The 21,651-nt window shown below is 73.9% G+C and carries 15 protein-coding genes and 1 pseudogene; 4 read left to right on the forward strand and 12 right to left on the reverse strand.

The genetic code is table 11. The features are described 5' to 3' along the window. Window positions 1–248 precede the first annotated feature (248 nt). Entirely contained in the window at window positions 249–923 is a 675-nt protein-coding gene (locus ACGFYY_RS07820) for a hypothetical protein (RefSeq protein WP_393707599.1), read from the reverse strand. A gap of 144 nt (window positions 924–1,067) precedes the next feature. Next, window positions 1,068–3,392, reverse strand: a complete 2,325-nt coding sequence (locus tag ACGFYY_RS07825; protein ID WP_393707600.1) for a WD40 repeat domain-containing protein — start codon at window positions 3,390–3,392, stop codon at window positions 1,068–1,070. A 256-nt stretch (window positions 3,393–3,648) separates the two neighbouring features. Here ACGFYY_RS07825 and ACGFYY_RS07830 point away from each other — a divergent pair, with 256 nt between their 5' ends. From ACGFYY_RS07830 to ACGFYY_RS07840, 3 genes are all read left to right on the forward strand, one after another. Continuing rightward, window positions 3,649–3,774, forward strand: coding sequence for a class III lanthipeptide (locus ACGFYY_RS07830; RefSeq protein WP_365280456.1), 126 nt, complete (start codon window positions 3,649–3,651; stop codon window positions 3,772–3,774). A gap of 123 nt (window positions 3,775–3,897) precedes the next feature. Further along, entirely contained in the window at window positions 3,898–6,591 is a 2,694-nt protein-coding gene (lanKC, locus tag ACGFYY_RS07835; protein WP_393707601.1) for a class III lanthionine synthetase LanKC, read from the forward strand. Next, window positions 6,588–8,165, forward strand: a complete 1,578-nt coding sequence (locus tag ACGFYY_RS07840; protein ID WP_393707602.1) for an ATP-binding cassette domain-containing protein — start codon at window positions 6,588–6,590, stop codon at window positions 8,163–8,165. The genes lanKC and ACGFYY_RS07840 overlap by 4 nt, the downstream gene beginning before the upstream one ends. A 32-nt stretch (window positions 8,166–8,197) precedes the next feature. Here ACGFYY_RS07840 and ACGFYY_RS07845 read toward each other — a convergent pair whose 3' ends face one another. The 9 genes and pseudogenes from ACGFYY_RS07845 to ACGFYY_RS07885 all read right to left on the reverse strand — a co-directional run. Further along, window positions 8,198–11,149, reverse strand: coding sequence for an AAA family ATPase (locus ACGFYY_RS07845; RefSeq protein ID WP_393707603.1), 2,952 nt, complete (start codon window positions 11,147–11,149; stop codon window positions 8,198–8,200). A gap of 107 nt (window positions 11,150–11,256) precedes the next feature. Further along, complete coding sequence (locus ACGFYY_RS07850) at window positions 11,257–11,931, reverse strand: response regulator transcription factor (protein WP_365270970.1); 675 nt, start codon at window positions 11,929–11,931, stop codon at window positions 11,257–11,259. Continuing rightward, on the reverse strand, window positions 11,919–13,046 hold the full coding sequence (locus ACGFYY_RS07855; RefSeq protein ID WP_393707604.1) for a sensor histidine kinase: 1,128 nt from the start codon (window positions 13,044–13,046) through the stop codon (window positions 11,919–11,921). Before ACGFYY_RS07855 ends, ACGFYY_RS07850 begins: the two co-directional genes overlap by 13 nt. 352 nt (window positions 13,047–13,398) lie before the next feature. After that, window positions 13,399–14,058, reverse strand: coding sequence for an alpha/beta fold hydrolase (locus ACGFYY_RS07860; RefSeq protein WP_365270964.1), 660 nt, complete (start codon window positions 14,056–14,058; stop codon window positions 13,399–13,401). Continuing rightward, window positions 14,055–14,870 (reverse strand): DUF1295 domain-containing protein, encoded by an 816-nt coding sequence (locus tag ACGFYY_RS07865; RefSeq protein WP_365270961.1) that lies wholly within the window; start codon window positions 14,868–14,870, stop codon window positions 14,055–14,057. Before ACGFYY_RS07865 ends, ACGFYY_RS07860 begins: the two co-directional genes overlap by 4 nt. Further along, a complete protein-coding gene (locus ACGFYY_RS07870) occupies window positions 14,870–16,165 on the reverse strand; it encodes a cyclopropane-fatty-acyl-phospholipid synthase family protein (RefSeq protein WP_365270958.1) in 1,296 nt (431 codons plus the stop codon). Before ACGFYY_RS07870 ends, ACGFYY_RS07865 begins: the two co-directional genes overlap by 1 nt. Then, a complete protein-coding gene (locus ACGFYY_RS07875; protein WP_393707605.1) occupies window positions 16,162–16,980 on the reverse strand; it encodes a DUF1365 domain-containing protein in 819 nt (272 codons plus the stop codon). The genes ACGFYY_RS07870 and ACGFYY_RS07875 overlap by 4 nt, the downstream gene beginning before the upstream one ends. Beyond that, window positions 16,977–18,239 carry an FAD-dependent oxidoreductase gene (locus ACGFYY_RS07880; RefSeq protein ID WP_365270985.1) on the reverse strand — a complete coding sequence of 421 codons (1,263 nt, stop codon included), beginning with the start codon at window positions 18,237–18,239 and terminating at the stop codon, window positions 16,977–16,979. The genes ACGFYY_RS07875 and ACGFYY_RS07880 overlap by 4 nt, the downstream gene beginning before the upstream one ends. A gap of 203 nt (window positions 18,240–18,442) precedes the next feature. Further along, window positions 18,443–19,033 (reverse strand): annotated as a pseudogene (locus ACGFYY_RS07885) (sigma-70 family RNA polymerase sigma factor); the annotation flags it as partial. Window positions 19,034–19,132: 99 nt separating this feature from the next. On the opposite strand from ACGFYY_RS07885, the gene ACGFYY_RS07890 reads away from it, so the two are divergent. Further along, window positions 19,133–20,164 carry a MerR family transcriptional regulator gene (locus ACGFYY_RS07890; RefSeq protein ID WP_393707606.1) on the forward strand — a complete coding sequence of 344 codons (1,032 nt, stop codon included), beginning with the start codon at window positions 19,133–19,135 and terminating at the stop codon, window positions 20,162–20,164. 101 nt (window positions 20,165–20,265) lie between these two features. On the opposite strand, the gene ACGFYY_RS07895 is transcribed toward ACGFYY_RS07890, so the two are convergent. Next, window positions 20,266–21,645 (reverse strand): cryptochrome/photolyase family protein, encoded by a 1,380-nt coding sequence (locus tag ACGFYY_RS07895; RefSeq protein ID WP_393707607.1) that lies wholly within the window; start codon window positions 21,643–21,645, stop codon window positions 20,266–20,268. Between the last annotated feature and the right edge of the window lie 6 nt (window positions 21,646–21,651).

Below are 21,651 nucleotides of genomic sequence, written 5' to 3' on the forward strand. Positions count from 1 at the left end.
CGTGGAGACGCACCGGAACGCGGGGGTGGGGCGACTCCGCCTGATCCTCTTCGGCGTCGCGGCCGATGCCCTTGATGGGCCGAACGACGGAGTCCGGGGCGGCGGTGCGGGCTCCGGCTCGGCAACTCGTCGGCTTCCCCGGCCCAGCGCGACGCTGTGCCGACGACGCTCCGCGTGCCCGGACCCGATCCGAAAGGCATGCCCGCGCCGCCGGCCCCGCCCCGGGGGACGGGGCGGGGCCGGGTCGGTCAGCGGGTCCGGACGAACGTGGCGCCTTGGTGGCCCTCGGCGGCGCAGGAGCGCTTCTCCGCGGCCGTCATCTTGCGGGTCTTGACCACCACGGCGTTGCTCTTGCCGTCCGTGCCGTTCTTGGCCGGGCTGGTGATCGTGTCCTGGAAGAACCAGTAGTAGTGGCCCCACTTGGGGCTGTCGTAGTGGGTCTGCCAGGTGCCGGAGACCTTCTGCATCACCTGGGCTCGCGAGATCCATCCGACTTCGCCGGGCTTCACCGTCATGTTGAGCGAGCTGCTCTCCGAGTGGCTGCTCGACCAACTATGGCTGTAACTCGCGGTTACGCTCAGGTCGACGATGCCCGCTATGTTACCGCCGGCCGTGACGGAGACGCCCAGCGAGTCGGTGGAGCCCACCGTGTCGTCCCAGGTCATCGACTGGGTCGAGTCGGACGTACTGCAGTTGAACAGGGAGTTCGACACCTGGCGGAACCCACCCAGGTACGCCTCCCCGAGCTCGGGCGAGTTGAAGGTGCACTTGCCCTCGCCCGAGGCGCAGTCGGCCATGAGCTGCGGCCTGGTCGGCTGGTCGGCGGCGGACGCCGGAAGGGTGGTCGCCGCAGCGACGGCGCAGGCCGCCATCGTCATGGTCAACGCGCGGACCGCGTAACGCCTGACGCGGTGTGTGGTCATCGTGGTGCCTCTCACGGTGCTGGGGGGATCGGTGAACCGCCGTACGGCGGTGGCGCGTTCACCCGCCACCGGCCCGCACGATCGGTCACCGCCTCTTGCTCCCGGAATTCTCCCGACCTACCGGAGGCGAACGGTCCGATCGAGTCAACCTGCCGCCGGGCGCAACACCGCTATCTCCGGGCCGAACGCGACCACGAGCCGGCCGCCCGGTGCGGCCGCGAGCGCGGCCGCCGGGAGCACCGGCGCGTACTCGTTCCCCACCTCGCGCCCCGTGACGAGGTCCCAGAAGCGCACGGCCTGGCCCTGGCCGATGGCCACCACCGAGCGGGCGCCCCCGGTGGTGACGACCATGGGCCCGGTCGGATCCGTAAGGCCGGTCAGGGGTTCGCCGATCTCCCGCAGCGTGGCCAGGTCCCATCGGCGCACCGTCCGGTCGCGGCTCCTGCTGATCGCGACGGGCCTGCCGTCGACCAGCGTGGTGGCCACCGATGTCACCCAGTCGTCGTGGCCGGTGAGGGGTTCGCCGATCTGCCGGCCCGTGCCGAGGTCCCACACCCGTACGGTCTTGTCCCAGCTGCCGGTGACGGCGACGGGTCGCCCCGCCGGCTCCGCCGTCGCCACGGCGGTCACCCTGCTCGTGTGGCCGGTGAGCGGCTCGCCGACCGGTCGGCGGGTCGCGAGGTCCCAGATCGCCGCGGTGCGGTCGGAGCCGGCCGTGACCACGACCTGGCGGCCCGCGAGGGTCGCGGCGGCCAGCGCCAACACCCGGCCGTGGTGGCTGGTGACGGGCCCGCCGAGGTGTTCCCCGCCCACCAGGTCGAGCAGGTGCAGGGTGTCGCCGGAGCCCGCGGTCACGATCACCGGCCGCCCGTCCACCTCCGATGCGACCATCGCGGTCACCTCGCCCTCGATACCCGTCACAGGCGCCGTGACCTGCCGGCCGGTGCTCAGGTCCCGTACGCGCACGGTGCGGTCGGCGCCTGCCGTGACGACCACCGGGGTTCCGTCGAGGACGGTGGTGGTGACCGCCGAGACGGTTCCGGTGTGGCCGGCACGGGCCGGGCCCTCCCCCGGGGCGCGGGCGTGGGAGAGGTCCCAGGTCCGGAGTGTGTGGTCGGCGCTCGCCGTGACCGCCACGGGCCGCCCGTCCACGACGGTGGTGGCCACGTCCCAGACCTTGCCGGTGTGTCCGGTCAGCGGCGGGCCGACGGGCTTTCCGGTGGCCCGGTCCCGTACCACCACCGTGTCGTCCTGCTCCACGGTGAGCAGGACCGGATCAGCGCTGCCGGAAGGGCCGTTGCCGCGGTCGCAGATCCGGTGCCACAGGTCCGCCTCCCGCTCGGGGCCGGGCGGGAGGACCGGCGCGGTGCCGCTCGCGCCGACGGCATCGATGACCCGCATGCCGTGCACGCGCGGCGCGTCGTCCGTCAGGTCCCAGATGCGCAGGGTGCCGTCCGCCTCGGCGGTGAGGGCGACGGTCCGTCCGTCCAGCACCGCGGTCTCGCGCGCCCGGGTGCGGACCAGGGCGCCGCTCTGGCGAGCGAGGGCCAGGGGACCGATGTAACGGGGCTCCTCGCCGTCGAGGCCGACGGAGACGGCGCGTCCGTGCACCACCGTCAGGGTCGTCACGCCGGGCAGGTCCGCGCCGTCGGCCAGGACCGCGGCGGCCTCGGTGGCGTCCACGGGCTCGCCGGTGGCCAGGTCCCACAGCCGCCCCGCCCCCGGGTCAGGCGCCGGGTCCGGCCACCGGTCCGGCTCCCGGTCCCGCTCCGGGGCGGTGACGGCGAGCACCCGTCCGTCGAGGTCCACGGTCCGCACCACCGCCAGGGTCCGCGCGAGTTGATCGCCCGTGGCCATGTCCCACACGCCAACCGTCCGGTCCACGTCGACGGCGTCCACGGTGAGGACGACCCGACGGCCCTCCAGCATCGCGACGCCGGCCGCCGACGGGAAGGCGGCGATCCGGTGGCCGGTGAGCAGGTCCCCCACGGACAGCGTCCCGTCGGCCCCGAGGGTGAGCAGGACCCGGCGCCCGTCCAGGACGGCGCTCTCCACGAGCCTGACGAACTCCCCGGCCGCGCGGCCGGTGGCCAGGTCCCAGACCAGGACCGACTCGTCGCCGTGCAGGCTGAAGGCCACGGGCCTGCCGTCGGCGACCGCGGTGGCCACGGACAGCACCTCGGCGGTCATCGAGGACACCGGGTCGGTGCGGCCACTGACCGGATCGTGCAGCTGCTCGCCCGTCGCCAGGTCCCAGACGCGCACGGTGTGGTCCCGGCTGCCCGACACCGCGATCGGTCTGCCGTCGACGAGGGCCGTGGCCACCGTCCGCACCGGGCCGCTGTGCCCCACGAGAGGACGCGGGCGCCGCCGGTCCGGTACGGGGCCGTCGGCCCACTGCACGGTCCATCGCGGCTCGGTCGGCGGGACATTCGCGTGGTCGGGCGCACCCGTGGAGGTCTCGGACATGACCCCGAGGCTAGACACCGCCTCTGACATCGAGCTTCTCTACCACACCGGGTGCCGCCGGCCGGAGGGTACGGACCACCACCATTTCGCCCGGTGCGGAGCGGCACTCCGGTGGGGGGTACGGCCGGTGATTATGCGCGGCCACCGCCCATGTGGCGGTGACGGGGATGGCGTTGAGTCGGACCTGCCGATCGGCCGGCAAGGAATCCACGTCAGCGCACCACCCACGCACCCGACCTTCGAGGAGGTGATCCGGATGAGCGTCCTGAAGCTTCAGAACATGGAGGCCCGCACCACGACGAGTGCTGCCGCCACCATCAGCCTGACGAGCAGCAGCAGCGACTGCTGCAAGGCTCCGCGCGAGCCGCAGAACCCGAACTGACCCGCCGGGTCCGTGCGTGGGCTCGGCGCGCCCCCGCACGGACCTGCCGTTCCCTACGGCCGCTGCCGCAGCCGCTGTGCCGGCGGCCCCTCGGACGACCACAGAGGCTGAACAGAGGCTGACATGCGCAACGAACGCTGGGTGTACCGCTTCCTCTTCGCGTGGAACGACACACTGTTCTTCGACCCGCTCGACGTCTCCTACGAACCGAACGCGGACCACTTCCTCGCCGCGTTCGACGAGCGGGTGCGGGCCCGGTTCGTCCGCAGCGGTATCTGGTGGAGCTTCCGGCACAACCGGACCCTGCCGGCGCAGGGCTGGAAGATCCACATCTCGTCGGACCACCGCCACGTGCGCGAGGTCGCCACCTCGGTGATCGGGCACCTGACGGAACGCGACATCGACTTCAAGATCGCTCTCGATCTCAACGTCTTCGAGATGCTCAACTCCAAGGCCATCTCCCGGGGCAGCGGCGGCAAGCTCGTCACCGTCTACCCCCGCGACGACGCGGAGTTCCGGACCTGCCTGGCCGACCTGGCCCGTCTCCTGAAGGGCGTCGAGGGTGCCTACGTCCTGTCGGACCTGCGGTACCGGGACAGCAAGGCCCTCTACTTCCGCTACGGCCAGTTCCTCGACACCCACACCGTCGACGTCCTCGGCCGCACCCTGCCGCAGATCCTCGGACCGGACGGCCCCGTCCCCGACGACCGGCGGCCGGGTCACGCGCAGCCCTCCTGGGTGCCTTGGCCCTTCGACGACTGGCAGCGGCCCGCGGACGAGGACGAGGCGGACGACGGCCTGCTCGGCGGCCGCTTCCGGGTGACCGGCGCGATCCAGTTCTCCAACAGCGGCGGCGTGTACACGGCCGAGGACACCGCGGACGACGACCGCCCGGTGCTGCTCAAGGAGGCCCGCCCGCACACCAACATCAACCCGAGGCAGGACCACGACGCCGTGGACATCCTCGGCCGCGAGTGGATGTTCCTGAACCGGCTGGCCGACGTGGACGCGTACCCGGATCCGATCGCGAAGTTCCGGCACTGGGAACACCACTACATCGCCGAGGAGTTCGTCGACAGCTCGGACATGCGCTCGGTGCTGCTGGAGCGCAACCCGCTGGCGCGTCCGGGATTCGACGTCGAGCGGTCACGGGAGTACCTGCGGATCTTCCTCGCCGTCTTCCGCGGGCTGGCCCGCGCGATCCGGGCCGCGCACGACCGTGGGGTGGTCCTCGCCGACTTCACCGCCGCGAACCTGCTCATCGACCCGGACACCTACGAGGTGACCATCGTCGACCTGGAGGCCTGCCGGCTGGCCGAGAGCGACGACGACGCCCTGGCGAAGCCGGTCGAGCTCTACACCCCGGGCTTCAGCCTGTCCCGCAACCGCTTCAAGGCGTACGGGCCGGAGGGCGACCGGTACGCCCTCGCCTCCACCATGGCGTACTTCGTCTTCCCGATCGCCGCCATGTCGTACCTGCGCGAGAACGTCCTCGACCTGTACCGGATCTTCATCACCGAGGGCCTGGGCTGGCCGGAGCGGGTGCACCGGCTGATCACCGACCTGGCCGGGGACCGGATCGACCTCACCGACCTCCTGAAGGCCCTGGAGGACGAGGGCGACGACCTGCTGGACCGGGTCGAGGCCGCCCCGGTGCTCCCGGTCGTCGAGGAGGAACTGGGCTTCGCGGACGCGGAGGCCGCGGTGGCCGCCTTCATCGAGGCGACCGCCGACACCGAGCGCCGCACGCTCTTCCCCGTGGACCCCTTCGCGCACGTCACCAACCCGCTGAGCCTGGGCTTCGGGGCGAGCGGGGTCCTGTGGGCGCTGCACGCCGGCGGCGTCCCGATCCGGCCGCGGTGGCGTGACTGGCTGAGCCGCGAACTGGCGGACATCGATCCGGCCCGCTATCCGGACGGCCTCATGAACGGCCTGTCCGGCATCGCCTGGGCCGCCGACTCCCTCGGACTCGGCGTACCGGCCAGGGAGCTGCTGACGCGGGCCAACGAGCGCGCGGTGGACAAGGGCGACCACACCTTCTACTACGGCCTCTCCGGGGTCGGCATGACCAACCTGCGCTTCTTCCTGCGCGGCCACGACCCCCGCGACCTCGCCGCCGCGCAGGAGTGCGCCCGGGCGCTGCACGAGACGGCGCGGCGGGACGGCGGCCACGCCCACTGGCTGAACGACTTCAGCGCCGAGGGACCGCTGACCGGCCTGGGCTTCGGGCAGGCCGGTGTCGCGATGTTCCTGCTGCGCATGCACCAGATCACGGGCGAGGAGCGCCACCTGCGGCTCGGGCGGGAGGCCCTCGCCTGGGAGATGGCCCACGCCTCACCCATCGACGACGACGGCGGCCCGGTCATGTTCGAGCACGAGGGGACGATGGAGCCGTACGTCGAGGTCGGTTCGGCGGGCGTGCTGAAGGTGCTGCTGCGCTACGGGGACACGGACGCGGCCCGGACCGTCCTGCGCGGGTTGGACGTCCGGTACTCGGTGATGCCGGGCTACGCCTTCGGCATGGCCGGGGTCGCCGACGCGCTGCTGGACGCGGCCGAGTTCACCGGCGACCGGTCGTACCGGGACACGGCCCTGCGCCAGCTCGACTTCGTCCGGAGGGTCTTCCTCTTCGAGCCCGCCGAGCGCTTCGGGCTGCCGCGCGAGGACGGCCGGCCGCCCCTGCTGGCTCTGCCCGGTGACGGACTGCTGCGCTGCTCCACCGACTATCTGACCGGCTCGGCGGGCGTGCTGCGGGTGCTCCACCGGGCGAACCGGGGAGGCCCGGCGGACTTCCTGCTGGACGAGGTCGGCCGGTGAGGCAGCTCTGGCGCACGCTGCGCGGTCACCGGACCCCGTTCGTGGTGGTCCTCGTCGCCGAGGTCACCATGAGCGGGCTGGAGGCCCTGCTGCACCCGCTGCTGCTCAAGGCCCTGTTCGACGAGGCGATCCTCACCGCCGACCTGCGGCGCTTCCTGTTCCTCGGCGCCACCTACCTCGCCCTGGGGCTGACCCTCAACCTCACCGGGTACTGGATCGCCTGCCGGCGCAAGCATTTCGAGAACGCGTTCACGCTGGTGCTGGAGACCGAGCTGCTGGGCCGCGCGCTCGGCCTGGACGGCCGGAGGATGGCACGGGCGGGCAACGCCTCGTACGTCAGCCGCATCCACAACGACGTGTCCCAGGGGGTGCTGCCGGCCGTCGACGTGTCCCTGCGCATCGCGCGGCAGGCGGTCACCTCGGTCGTCTTCCTCGGGGTGCTGCTGTACCTGTCCTGGCAGGCCAGCCTCGTCCTGCTGGTGATCGTGCCGCCGCTGGTGTTCGTGAGCAACCGGCTCGGCCGGCGGATCGAGGAGAACACCGGTCCCGAACGCGAGGCGGAGGCCCGGTACATCAACACGCTGACCCGGACGCTGGAGGCCTTCTCCGCCCTGCGCGGTCTGCCGTCGCTGCTCCCGGGCGCGCGCCGCGCGAACCAGGACGCGCTGCGCGGCTTCCTCGGCATCACCTTCGTCAACTTCCGGCTGGCGCAGCGCCAGCGGACCCTCAGCGACCTGGTGATGAACCTGTCGGACACCGCCTCGATGGTCGTCGGAGCCTTCTTCGTCTTCTCCGGCCGGATGTCCTTCGGCAGCTTCCTCGCCTTCGTCAACTCGCTGTGGCGGGCGGTGACCGGGATGTTCGACCTCATCAACATGATTCCGCAGGCCCGCCGGAGCACGGCCGTCCTCGAACGGATCGAGTCCCTGCGGGAGTCCCGGCAGAGCCCGTACCACGACGAGGGGCCGCTGGTACGGGTCCACGGGGTCCGGGTCGTGTACGGCGGCGCGGCCGGGGACGAGGCCGACGGGTCCGAGAAGAACGGGGTGGCCGGGGTGGCCGGGGTGTCGTTCGACTCCTTCGAGCTGAGCCCCGGCGAGCACGTCCTGCTGCGCGGCCCCAACGGCTGCGGGAAGACCACGCTGCTGCACATCATCTCCGGGACGCTCGCCCCCGACGCCGGGTCGGTCACCCTGCCGCCCCGGGTGGCGAGCCTGACCGCCCCGGTGAACCTGCCCCCGTTGCCGGTGCGCGACCTCGTCCCCGACGAGCGGCTGCGCGCCGCGCTGGACCTGGACGGGCCCGCCGAGCGGCTGCCGTCGGAGCTGTCCTCGGGTCAGCGCCAGCGTGTCGGGGTCGCCGCGCTGCTGTGCGAGGACGCCGACCTGTACCTCGCCGACGAGCCGTTCGCGAACCTCGACGACCGCGGCCGGGAGTTGGTCTTCCGGCTGCTTCGCGAGCGGACCGCCGGGCGGGCGCTGCTCGTCGTGCACCACGGGGACGAGGATCTCGACGGTCGCTTCGACCGTGTGGTGACCCTGGCGGCCGGACACCCGCTGGCCCGCCTCTCCTGAGGCGGGCCTGGCGGTCTGGCGGGTCGGGCGGGTCAGGTGGTCAGGTCGCGGGTGGCGGTGGCGAAGGCCGTCCGGTTCGGGTGGCCGGTCTTCTGCAGGAGGCTCGCCACGTGCTTCTCGACGGTGCGCAACGAGATGTGCAACCGGCCGGCGATGTCCTTGTTGCTGATGCGTTCGGCGACCAGCCGGGCCACCTCGAACTCGCGGACGGTGATCCCGCACCGGCGCAGGTCCGGCGGCACCCGCTCGGTGCCCGTGCGGCGTTGCCGGACCGAGGCGCCCATCCCGCGCAGCAGCGCCCGGGCGGCTCCGGCGACCGCCTGGAGGCCCGCGTCGTGGAAGTACTCCTCCGCCTCGCGCAGCCACTCGACCGGCGTGCCCCAGCCGTCCTCGTACGCCGACTGCGCGACGAGGCGCAGGCACAGCCTGCGGGCCATGGGGAAGGGTTCGGACGCCTCCAACGCCTTGCTCGCGGCGGCGCTCGCCTCGTCGCGACGGCCCTCGCGGCCGAGCAGCACGGCGTGCGCCAGGCCGGTGAACTGGTGGTTCCAGCGGGTGGCGGCGGCGCTCGCCCGCGTGATCTCGGCGTGGTGGGGCCGGCCCATACGGCCGTCCAGCACGCCGAGCAGCAGGATGACGCCGTGCTTGCCGAAGCCGCCCATCGCGGGGTTCTCCGCGTCGTAGGCGAGGGCCTGCGCGAACTCCTGCCCGGCGGCCTCGTGCCGTTCCTCCAGCAGCGAGCAGAAGGCTCGTGCCAGCCCGTACGACATCGCGCGTACCCCGGGCGCCGTGTCCAGCAGCGGGGCCAGCCGCTCCAGCGCCCCGCGCATCTCGGCCCGGCGGCCCTGGTGGGCGTACCGTACGGCCTCGGCGAGGCGCAGCATGGCCAGGGAGCGGCCGAGTCCGAGCCGTGAGGCGTCGGCGGCGGCCTCCCGGATCCGGTCCCGGGCCTCCTCGTACCGGCCGCGCCGGATCCGGTCCAGCGCGAGGACGAAGCCGGTTTCGTGGGCCAGGGGGAGAAGCCCCATGCCCAGGGCCTCCTGCCGGGCCTGTTCGATCCGGGTGGGCAGGCCGTCGTGGCTCGCGGCGACGATGGCCATGTGCACGTCGGCGGCCACGCGCGGGACCGGGAGCCGGCGGGCGAGGGCGATGGCGCGGGCCCGCCGGAAGTGGGCCGCGGCCGTCGGCTCGTCCTGTTCCCGGGCCAGCTGCCCGAGCATCAGCAGGGCCCTGCAGGCCACGTCGGGCAGGTCCACGCGTTGGGCGGCGTGCAGGGCCCGGAGGGCGTACCGGGTGGCGGTGCGCAGCCGGTCGGGGGCGAGCCGGCTCAGTTCCACCTGCACGGCGGAGAGGTCCACGAGGGCGGCGTGCTCGTCGGCCGGGTGGCTGCCGAGCAGTGCGCGGGCGATGTCGAGGTGCCACAGGGCTTCCGCGGGGCGGCCCGTCAGGGTGGCGAGGTCGCTCAGTCGGGCGTGGAGGCCGGCGCGGCGCTCGGCGGGTATGTCGTGCTCGCCGCCGTCGCCGCCGAGGGTGTTCAGGAGGGCGGCGGGTGTGGGCAGGCCGTCGAACCGCGCCGAGCGGGCGACGGCGTCCAGCAGGCGTTCCAGGACCGTGGCGCGCAGTTCGGGCGCGGTGTCCGGTTCGACGAGCCGATGGGCCCGGACGAGCAGGTCCACGGCCCGGTCCACCGCGCCCTCGCCCGACGCCCGGCCGGCCGCCTCGCCGTACAGGCGGATGGCCTCGGGGGTGTCGCCGGCGTGCTCGTGCAGTTGGGCGGCGTGCTCGCACCAGGTTCCGGGCAGCCCGGGGTGGAGGTCGGTGAGGGCGCGCGCCGCCCGCCGTAGGTGGCGGGTGCGTTCCCCGGGGCCGAGGTCGTCCAGCAGGGCCTCGGCCGCCAGCGGGTAGCGGAAGGTGTACCACTGGGTGCCCGGACCGTCCGGCGTGATCAGGTACGAGGCGACCGCGGCGCGCAGGACCGCGGACAGCTCGGCGTGGTCGCGGCCGATGGCGCGCTCCAGTACGGGCAGTGCGAAGCGGCGGCCGAACAGGGCGGCCATGCCGAGGAGTTCCACGCCGAGCGGGCCGAGCCGCTCGGCCTGGCGTCTGACGTTGTCCGCGACGGTCGCCGGGACGGCGGGTGTCCCCGGGTCGTGGCGGGCCGGGCGGCCGGTGAGGTCGTGGACGAGTTCCTTGACGACGAAGGGGATGCCGGCGGTGCTGTCGACGGCGCGGTGCACGAGGTCGGGGCAGACCTCGGTCGGCGGGACGCGCAGTTCGGCCGCGATGAGCAGGTGGACGTCGGGGCGGCTGAGGGGGCCGAGGTCGAGCACTGTGGCGGCGTCGCGTCGGCGGGCCCGCGAGGCGAGTTCGGTCGCGGCGCGGGGTGCGCATCCGGTGACGAGGAGGAGGACCGCCGGCTGGTGCCCGATGTTGTCGATGAGGTAGTCGACGACCGCCAGTGTGCCGACGTCGGCGTCGTGCAGGTCGTCGAGGACGAGCAGGCAGCCCGGTCGTTCTCCGACGACGGTGAGCAGGCGCAGCATGGTTTCGGCGACCACGAGGTGCGAGGCGGCGTCGGCGTCGGTGTCCCGGGCGCCGGTCAGCAGCCGGGCCATGACCGGGCCGTAGCGGCCGAGTTCGTCCGGGTCGGGCAGCAGGCCGGCCCGGGACAGCAGGAGCAGCGCCTCGACCAACGGCCGGTACGGGACGGGTGAGCCGACCGCACCGGCCCGCCCCCGTACGGTGACCATGTCGGTCTCGGCGGCCATGGCGAGGGCCTCGGCGGCCAGTCGGGTCTTGCCGACACCGGGCTCCCCGGTGACGAAGAGTGCCGTGCCGCGCCCGGACCGGGCGTCCGCCAGCGCGCGCATGATCTGCCCCATCTCGGGCCCGCGGCCGATGAGTTCCCCTCGCCTCGGGTGCGGGCCACCGTCCTGGCCCGCGACGGTACAGTCCTCCGGCAGCGCCGGCCAGAAGATGGACACCGGCTCGTCCCCTTTCCGGCGGGCCCTCCGAGGCGCCGCCGGGGATGACGATATGGACGGTGCGTGTGCCCCCTGTAGCCGTCCGTTTGGGGGGCTTGTGGGGGTGGTCAGCCCCCGTCGAGACTGTCTTCCCGTACCCGCTGTGCCAGGTCGAGCTTGGTGTAGGTGGGTCGGCCCGCCTGCTGGTACTTGGCCTTGACCCGGTCCAGGTAGTCCTTGGCGGTGTGGACGGTGATGCCGGCCCGCCGGGCGGCGGATTTCAAGGTCAGTCCGGAGGCGTAGTCGAGGAGGATCTGTCGTTCCCTGGGCGAGAGGCGGGGGCGGGCGGGGCTGTCGTCGTAGGCACAGGCGAAGGCGAGTTCCGCGGAGAGGGCGCCCCGGCCGGAGGCCAGGTCCTTGATGGCGGCGACCAGGGTGGGCAGGTCGTGGTCCTTGGTCAGGTAGCCGTCGGCGCCCGCCCGGATGGCCTCGATGATCCGGGAGCGGTCGGGCACCGTGCTGATCATCAGGACCCGGCTGCCGGTCCGCAGCAGCCGCCGGATGTTGTCGGCGGGGGCGGATCCGTCGCGCAGGACGAGGTCGAGGAGGACGATGTCGGGCGGGGAGTGGCCCGTCGCACCGAAGCCGTAGGGAAGTTGCGCGTCCGGTGCGCCGAGGAGCTCGCCGACGGTGGCGGCGGTCGCCACGAGCCGCAGCTCCGGCACGCCGCCGAGCCAGGCACGCAGGCCGTCGAGGAGCATCCGGTCGTCGTCGACCACCGAAACGGTGATCACCCGGGCCATCTCAGCTCCACCCGCACGCCCTCGCCGGGGGCGGTGTCCACGGTCGCCCGGCCCCCCACCTCCGCCATCCGGCCGTGGACCGAGCCGCGCAGGCCGAGGCCGGGCCGGCACCGTTCGGGGTCGAATCCGGGACCCCGGTCGACGACGGTGACGAGGGCTCCCCCGCGTCCGTCCGGGTCCTTGGTGGCGGTGAGGTAGGCGTGTCCGGTGCCCGCGTGGCGCCGTACGTTGTTCAGGGCCTCGCGGACGGCGTCGCCCAGCGCGGCGGCGACCTCGGGGGGCACCTGCGGCAGGTCGTGGTACTGGGCGGTGACCCGCAGTTGGAGGCTTTCGACGGAGACGACCGCGTCCTCCAGGGCGGTGCCGATCTCCCGGTGGTGGACCTCGTTCGCGGTCTGCTGGATCAGCCGGCGCAGGTACGCGGCCTCGCGCGCGCAGCGGCGGCGCACCTCGGGGGCGTTGGCGTCGACCGAGCCCGAGGCCAGGGTGGTCAGGGTGGCGAGGACGGTGTCGTGCAGGGCCCGGTGGTGTTCCAGCCGCTCGGCGAAGCGCGCCTTGTGGGCCTCGGCGGTCACCGCGCGGGCGTTGGCCTCGTCGAGGAGGCGGCCCTGGCGGAGCAGGTACCAGCGGAAGAGCCAGGTCATCACGGCCGAGGAGACGAGCGAGTTGGTGTGGCCGAGAATCACGGCGGGGCTCGCGCCCACCGCCTGGTAGCCGACGAAGTGGACGACCACGAGGAGGGCGATGACGGCGAGGGCGTGCAGTCGTTCGAGGGAGATGGCCACGACGGCGCTGGCCGATCCGCCGAGCAGCATGGCCCACGCGATCGCGGGCGGCTCGCGCAGTCCGCCCCAGGCGCACAAGGCCAGGGGCAGCACGCAGCCGGTGATCAGGACGTCCGCCCAGATGTGCCGGCGGTCGAACCAGCCGCGCCGCAGGGCGGTGCCGTAGGTCAGCGCGCTCAGCCCCAGGGCGGCGGCGAATCCCACGTATTGCAGGGGCAGTTCCGACCGGCGCTGGGTGACGGCGAGGGCGCCCACCGTCAGATGGCTCGCCCGGTAGAGGAGGGTGGCCACGATCATGAAGGACTGGGCGCGTTGCAGGCCCGATCCCACTCCGCTGGTCCCGCGTAGTGCCCGTATGCGCCGTACCGGTAAGGACAGCAACGCCAAGACACACCCTCCCGTACCGATTTGCCCGTGACATCTGCCATTTTGCCCTAGCAGGTGCACGTCAAATAGGCGCGTACCGGCCTGCTCGGGGCTTGGCCGAGGGGGCACCGCAGGGAGGCCGGAAAGGTGTTCCCGGCGCCTGTCCGGCCATGGCGACGAGGGGATGCCGGCCACCGGACCCGTCCGGAACGGTCGGGCTCCGCGGGTCGGTGGCGCGGACGGGACCCCTGGCGCCAGGTGTCGCGGGTCTCCTCGGTGGCGGGATCGGTCCGGTGGCGAGCCCGGCCGCCGGGGCTCAGTCCCGGGTGACCAGGCCGGCGACGAGCGCGGCGGTACGCCGGTGCCAGGCGCCCGCGCCGCGGAGCATCGCGTGGCCGCCCGTGGACATCGGGACGGCCGTGGCGTCGGCGCCCGCGAGCCGGGACCGGCGGACGAACTCCCAGGACCCCGCGGCCGAGGTCACCCGGTCCGCCTCGTCGTGCAGCAGGTAGATCCGGCGACCCGCGAGGTGGTCCACCGGTTCACCCGGCGGACACCAGGGGGCGAGGGCCACCACGCCGTGGACCAGGGGTGCGCCGGCCACCCGTAGCGCCGCCCGGCCGCCCATCGAGTGGCCGACCAGGACGACCGGTACGTCCCCGGCCAGCCCCCGCAGCCGCGCGAGGGCGGCCTCCGCGTCGCGGGCGGCGTCGCAGCGGGAGCCGTTCCAGCCGCGGTGCCGGTAGCGGACCTCCGCCACCAGGACGTCACGCCCGCGCGTCGCACGGGCGACCGCGGCCGCGAAGGGCCGCATCCGCAGGGCGGGCAGGTTGACCAGGGGCGGCGGCTCCGGCCCCTCCTCGCGTCCGCCGTGCAGCAGCAGGACCGCGGCCGCCGGTGTCGCGGGGGACGTGCGGAGCACGAGGGCGCGGCCCTGGCCGGTGGACTCCGTGTCCCGCTCGGTCCCGGCCGTCATCGTGCCTCCGGGCGTATGCGGCGCGGCGGACGCGGGAAGAACCCGCTGGTGCGGGCCGCGTAGTCGGCGTACCCGGGCCGGTCCGCCATGTGCTCCTCCAACAGTCTCTTGCCGCTGCCCCAGATCAGCAGCGCGCTCATCACCAGGGGTGAGACCAGTGTGAGTGCCGCAGTCTGCCAGGTCGCGCAGGCGAGCAGATAGAGACCCCACCAGACGAGGAAGTCACCGAAGTAGTTGGGGTGCCGGGTCCAGCTCCACAGACCCTTGTCCATGATCGTGCCCCGGTGTTCGGGGCGCTGCCTGAAGCGGGCCAGCTGGAGGTCCCCGACCGCCTCGAAGAGCAGTCCGGTCGCCCACAGCAGCAGGCCGACGGCGGCGAGCGGCCCGAGCGGGACGGGTACGTACGACGCCACCTGCACGGGCAGCGAGACGAGCCAGACCAGCGCGCCCTGGAGCAGGTAGACCTTGCGCAGGGCGTAGAGCCGGGTGCTGCCCGGGGCCCGGGCGAGCATGCGGGCGTAGCGCGGGTCCTCGCCGTGGCCCCGGCCGCGCCCGGCGATGTGCAGGGCCAGGCGCAGTCCCCATACGACGGTCGCCGCCGCGACCGCGAGGCGCCGGCCGTCGTCGCCGTGTCCCGCCGACAGCAGCCAGCTGGTGAGCGCCACCGCGGCGAAGGCGACACCCCAGGCGATGTCGACGATCCGGTGCAGGCCCTTGACCACGGCCACGGCGAAGGTGGCCAGCATGACGGCGAGCGCGGCGCCGGCCGCCGCGGCCAGGTTGAGGGACAGCGCGCCCCAGTCCGGGGTCATCAGGGCTCCAGCGGCCCGTGGTCGTCGGCGGTGAACAGCAGTTGGCGTACGTCGAGGTAGCGCGAGCGGAATCCCGCCTCGGAGTAGGCGAGGTACAGCTCCCACATGCGGTGGAAGGTGCGGTCGAAGCCGAGGGCGGCGACGGGGTCGGCCTGCCGGTCGAACTCCTCGCGCCACAGCCGCAGCGTCTCCGCGTAGTGGTCGCCGAAGCCGTCGTCCGCCACGGTGCTCAGTCCGGCCGCGGCGCTCGTGCGGGCGATCGCCTCGCGGGAGGGGATGAGCCCGCCGGGGAAGATGTACTTGCTGATCCAGGTGTGCGTGCGGGCGGTCAGGAGCATGCGCTCGTGCGGCATGGTGATGGCCTGGAGGGCGACGCGGCCGCCGGGGGCGAGGAGCCGGCGCAGGGCGGCGAAGTAGGTGGCCCAGTACTCGGCGCCGACCGCTTCGATCATCTCCACGCTGACGACGGCGTCGAAGGACCCCTCGACGTGGCGGTAGTCGCGCAGTTCGACGGTGACCCGGTCGCCGAGGCCGGCCGCGGCGATGCGCTCGCGGGCCAGGTCACGCTGCTCGGCGGAGAGCGTCACGGTCAGTACCTCGGCGCCCCGGGACGCGGCCCGGATCGCCAGCTCGCCCCAGCCGGTACCGATCTCCAGCACCCGGGTGCCCGGTCCGACGTCCGCGAGGTCGAGGAGCCGGTCGATCTTGCGGTGCTGGGCGGCGGTGAAGGTGGCGGGCTGGGCGGGGAAGGCGGCGAAGACCGCGGAGGAGTAGCTCATGCTCCGGTCGAGGAACAGCGTGAACAGTTCGTTCGACAGGTCGTAGTGGCGGTGGATGTTCTCCCGTGCCCCCTCGGGGGTGTTGCGCTGCTGCTCCGGGCGGCGGCGGACCCAGGCCTCGCGCAGCCGGCGCAGCGGCGCCGGCACCAGGTCGTCGACGTGGGTGGCGAGCACGGTCAGGGCGCCGACCAGGTCGTCGCTGTCCCATTCCCCGGCCATGTACGACTCGCCGAAGCCGATCAGGCCGTCCGCGCCGATCCGGCGGTGGAAGGCCTCGGGGTCGTGGAGGGTGAGGGTGGGCAGCGCTCCGGCCTGCCGGGGAACGTCGTACGCGGCCGGTTCCCGGGCTCCGTGGCGGACCCGCAGCGGGAGCCGGGCGAGGGCCCGGCCGAGGATCCGCTCGGCGACGGCGGTGCGCAGGGCCGAGGTGTGGGGCGGCCGGGCCACGTCGGGCCAGCGCGCCGGGTCGACGGGTGCGAGCGCGCTCTCGTGGGCCGGGATGTACGAGACGGTCACAGGGTGCCTTCCTGCGGGGGGCGGACGGTACGGACAGGACTGACGGGACCGACGGGACGGGGAGGACGGACGGGACGGACGGGACGGGGGCTGATCGGTAGGCCGCGGAGGAAGAGGCGGATGCCGTGGAAGCGGATGCCGAGGGAGACGCGGGCGGTGGACCACGGGTGGCGCAGGGCGGCTCCCAAGAGGGTGCGGACGCCGGCCGGACGGTGGCTGCCCCGGACGGTCGCGGTGAAGGGGCAGGTCCCGTCGCCGTGGCGCAGTTGCACGGTCAGGTCGAGGTGCTCGTCGGGGACGGGCAGCCGCATCCGGTAGTAGCCCTCGACCGCGAAGAACGGCGAGACGTAGAAGTCCTTGGGGACCTCGGCCAGGCCGTCGGCGCCGGGGCGCAGCACGTAGCAGTGGCGTTCGCCGTAGGTGTTGTGGACCTCGGCGACGACGCAGACCGGGGTGCCGGCACGGTCGTGGCACCAGTAGAGGGTGAGCGGGTTGAAGACGTGGCCGAGGACCCGGGCGTGGGCGAGCATGAGGACGCGGCCGTCGACGTCCGCCACGCCGTGGGCGGCGAGTTCGGCCCGGAGGCCCTCCCGCAGGGTCGGGGCCTCGCCACCGAAGTGGTCGCGGACGTCGAACCGGGCCAGCGGGCGCAGCACCCGGGGTATGCGGGGTGGGTCGTCGATGTCGATGAGCCATAGGTAGGTGCGCTGCCGGAGGGCGTGCCGGACGGGGGTGGCGCGGGTGTGGGCCACCGTGCACGAGTAGAGGGCCGGTACGCGGGGCGGGGCGGCCGGCCCGGCAGAGACGCCGTTCACCACCGCACCCCCAGGGCCTCGGCCGCGGCGACGCCGGAACGGCAGCCGTCCTCGTGGAAGCCCCAGCCGTGGTAGGCGCCGGCGAAGGCGGTCACGGAGGTGTTCAGCCGGGGCAGTTCCTCCTGCGCCGCGACGGACCGGGGGGTGTAGACGGGGTGTTCGTACACCATGCGGGCGATCACGTCGAAGGGATCGACGCGGCCGCGGGCGTTGAGGGTGACGATGTGCGGCTCGGCGGTGGGCAGTTGTTGGAGCCGGTTCATGTCGTAGCTGACCTGGACGCTCTCGGGTCGCGCGGAGCAGGAGGGCAGCCAGTAGTTCCACGAGGCGCGCGCGTGCGCGGAGCGGGGCAGCAGCGAGGTGTCGCGGTGCAGCACCGTGGGGTTGCGGGAGTAGGTGAACGCGCCGAGGATCCGGACCTCGTCCTCGGTCGGATCGGCCAGCAGGCGCAGCGCCTGGTCGGGGTGGACGGCGACGACCACGGCGGCGTACGGGGTCGAGTCGCCGTCCGGTGTGACCACGCGCGCGTGGTCGGCGGCGCGCACGACGGCCCGGACCGGGGTCGAGGTACGGACGGAGGTGAGGTGCTTGGCGGCCTTGGCCACGTAGTCGGCCGAACCGCCCGTGACGGTACGCCACTGGGGGGATCCCTTGACGGACAGCAGTCCGTGGTGGGCCAGGAAGCGGAAGAGGTACCGGGCGGGGTACTGGAGAGCGGTGTCCGGCGCGCACGACCAGACGGCCGCGACGAGCGGGATGGCGAAGTGGCCGACGAAGTAGCGGGAGAAGCCGTGCTCGTCGAGGAACTCGCCCAGGGTCCGCCCGCTGTCCGGAGCGGCGAGCAGCCGCCGGGCGGCCCGGTGGAAGCGCGGTACCTCGGCGAGCATGCGCAGGTGGCGGCCGCGCAGCAGGTTGCCCCCGCCGAGCAGTCCGGCCGCGCCCCGGGCGCCCGCGTACTCCAGGCCGCAGCCGTCGCACCGTACGGACATGCTCATCTCGGATTCCTGCGTGGTGACGCCGAGTTCCCGGAACAGCCGCAGCAGGTGCGGGTAGGTGCGCTCGTTGTGCACGATGAATCCGCTGTCCACGTGGACCGTTCCCGCGTCCTCGGTGGTCAGTTCATGGGTGTGGGCGTGGCCGCCGAGGCGGTCGTCCGCCTCGTACAGCACCACGTCGTAGGTGCGTTGCAGGATGTGGGCGGCCGTCAGCCCTGCCACTCCCCCGCCCACCACAGCGACTCTCCGCCGGTCCACGTCGATCAACCCCTCGCGCTCGCCTGCCCGGCACGGCCGGTGCCGGGCGTTTCTCGGGTACTTCGGCGCCGGGCGGCCCGCGGATGGGAATCTTGTTCCGACGGGCGCCGGGGGCCGGTCGGAACCGCCGACCCACCACCGCTGCCACCGCTGCCACCACTGCCGGCGCTGCTGCCGTTGGGGACGCCGGGGACGCTGCCGCCGTGCGCCTCGGCGCCGAGGCAGTGGCGCATCCGGTGCAGCCCCCGCCGGGCGTGGCTCTTGACGGTGCCCAGCGGCAGTCCGGTGCGTTCGGCGATCTGGGCCTGGGTGAGGTCCGCGTAGAAGGCCATGGCCAGTACCTCCCGCTGCGCGCGGGGCAGTTTCGCCAGTTCGTCGGTGAGGAGAAGCCGGTCCAGGACGGTTTCCGGGCCCGCCGGCGGCTCGCCCGTGGGCGGCGGCAGGGCGGCGCCGGCCGCGGCGACCAGGTCGAGCCGCCGGGTGCGGGCGGTCAGCGCGTCGGCGATCTTCCGCCGGGTGATCCCGACCAGCCAGCCGGGGAACGGCCCGCGCTCCGGCCGGTAGTTGGCACGACCCTGCCAGGCGGCGAGGAAGACCTGCTGGCTGACGTCCTCGGCCTCTCTGGAGTCGCCGAGGGTGCGGGCCGCCAGGGCGAGGACCAGGCCGCCCCATCGGCGGTACGCGGCGCTCAGGCACCGCTCGTCGCCGCGCACGAAACCGTCGGCGACCTCGTGGTCGAGGAGCCGCTCCCGGGCGGCGGACACGGGGGACGGCCGGGCGGTGACGCTCTGTGCGGTCATGGCGACTGCTCCTCGGGGCCGGGGCCGGTTCCCGTCCAGATTCCGACCCGTCGGCGCATCGATTCCACTCGCATCGTTTGTGCGTCGCATGATGGAGGTATGAACGAATCCGCACAGCCCGGCGAGCCCGGAGGGGCCGCGCACGGCGTCACCACCGGGGCCGTGGCGCGCCGACTGGGCGTCGCCCCGACGACGCTCCGCTCCTGGGACCGGCGCTACGGCATCGGACCGGCCGCCCGTGAGGACGGCAGGCACCGGCGGTGGACCCCCGGGGACATCGCCGTGCTGCAGGAGATGTGCCGCCTGACCGCGTCGGGAGTGCCGCCCGCGGAGGCCGCGCGCGCCGCCCGGGCCGGATCGGTGCCCGCCGTGCCCACGGTCGCCTCCCCGGCCCCGACCCGTCAGCCGGGATCGGGCAACGGCCTGCCGCTCGGCGATGTGCGCCAGGAGTGCCGGGGGCTGGGCCGGGCCGCCGTCCGGCTCGATTCGCCGACCATGGACGAGATGCTCGGTTCGCTGATCGGCGAGTACGGCCTGGTCACCACCTGGGAGGAGGTGATGGTGCCGACCCTGCACGCCGTGGGGCGCAAGTGGGAGACCTCGGGCGACCAGTACGTCGAGGTCGAGCACCTGCTCTCCTGGCACGTCTCGACGGCGCTACGCCGCGTGAGCATCGGGGCGCTGTCCGGGCCCCGGGCGAGCGCTCCTCCGATCCTGCTGGCGTGCGTACCGGGCGAGCAACACACCCTCCCGCTGGAGGCGCTCGCCGCCGCTCTCGCGGAACTGGGTCTGCCCGCCCGGATGTTCGGCGCCGCGGTGCCGCCGGAGGCGCTGGTCCAGGCCGTGCGCCGGACGGGACCCGGCGCGGTGGTGCTGTGGGCCCAGGCCCGCTCCACCGCCCACCACGCCCTCGCCCGGCATGTCGCCGACACGGCCTGGGGCGTCAAGGGCGCACGCGCCCGGACCACGGTTCTCCTGGCGGGCCCCGGCTGGGCGGGGCCCGCGCCCGCCCCGGGCATGCTGCGCCCCGGTGGGCTGCGGGAGGCCCTGGGCCTGCTGCGCGGACTGTGCGAGGCGGCGACGCCCGCGACGCGGGGAGGGAGCGGCGGAGCGGCCCCTCAGGGCTCCTGACCGGGGCTGAGGGGACGGCGAGGGTGACGACGGCGGCGGACACGGGACGTGCCCGGACCGGGCAGCCGGCATCGGGCGGTGCCCGCCGACGGCCGGTGGGGTCAGGCGCCGTCCTTGCCGCGGGCCCGGCGGAAGCGGGCCAGGCCCTCGGGGAGCCCGACCAGGGGGTCGGGGTAGTCGTACCGGGCCCGTTCCAGGCCGGCCAGCTGCCAGGGCTCGTGCACCGAGGGGCCCGGCAGCTCGGCGAGTTCCGGGACCCAGCGTCGTACGTACGCGCCGTCGGGGTCGTAGCGCTTGCCCTGGATCACCGGGTTGAGCACCCGGTTGGGGCGGCTGTCGGTACCGGTACCGGCCACCCACTGCCAGTTGAGCTGGTTGTTGGCCACGTCGCCGTCGACCAGCAGGTCGAGGAAGTGCCGGGCTCCGGCGCGCCAGTCGATGTAGAGCGTCTTGGTCAGGAAGGACGCGGCCAGCAGCCGGCCCCGGCCCGGCATCCAGCCCTCGTGGGCGAGTTGCCGCATGGCGGCGTCGACCACGGGGTAGCCGGTGCGACCCTCCTTCCAGGCCTGTAGGTCGGCGTCGGCCGCCTTGCCGCGTCGCCAGCGGTCGGCCCGGGGGCGGTAGTCGCGGGCGGCCACGGCGGGGCGGGCGGCGAGGAGCTGGTACTGGAAGTCGCGCCAGCAGAGCTGCCGTACGAAGGCCTCGGCGCCCGCTCCGCCCCGGGACCGCGCCCGGTGCACGGCCTCGGCCGCCGAGACGGCGCCGAAGTGGATGTAGGGGGAGAGCCGGGAGGTGGCGTCGCCGGGCAGGTCGTCGTGGCCTTCCTCGTACCCGTCGGCGTACTTCCCCAGCCAGTCCGTGAGGCGCTGCCGGCCCTCCCGCTCGCCCCCGGTGGCCAGACCCGCCGAGACGGAGGTGACCTCGGCGCGGGACGGGAGCGGTTCGGAGCGGATCGCGTCGGGCACCCGGACCCGCTGCGGCGCGGCGAGCGGCTCGCGCAGGCGCTCGCCGGACCAGCGTCTGAAGTACGGGGTGAAGACGGCGAAGTGGTCGGATCCGCTCGGGGTCACGGCGCCGGCGGGCAGGGCGGTGACGACGGCGTCATGGACGTAGAGCCGCCGCCCGTCGGCCTCCAGGGCGCTGCGCAGCCGCTGCTCGCGGTGCAGGGCGAAGGCGCTGCACCCGGCCGCCATGTGCACCTCGTCGGCGTCGGCCTGCCGTACGACGGCGCACACCTCGGCGACGGGGTCCCCCGAGCGCACCACGAGCCGGCCGCCGCGTTCGCGCAGCTCGGCGTCGAGTCCGGCCAGGCAGTCCGCGAGGAAGGCGAGCCGGTTGGGCGCCGCGAAGCCGGCCCGGTCCACCGCCGGGTCCCGGACGAAGAGCGGGACGGTCTCGTTCCCCGACCCCAGCGCCGCGCGCAGCGGCGGATGGTCGTGGACGCGGAGGTCCGAGGTGAACAGGACGACCGAGACGTTCATGGTGCT

This window comes from Streptomyces sp. NPDC048331 (genome assembly GCF_043201215.1).
Classification (GTDB): Bacteria; Actinomycetota; Actinomycetes; order Streptomycetales; family Streptomycetaceae; genus Streptomyces.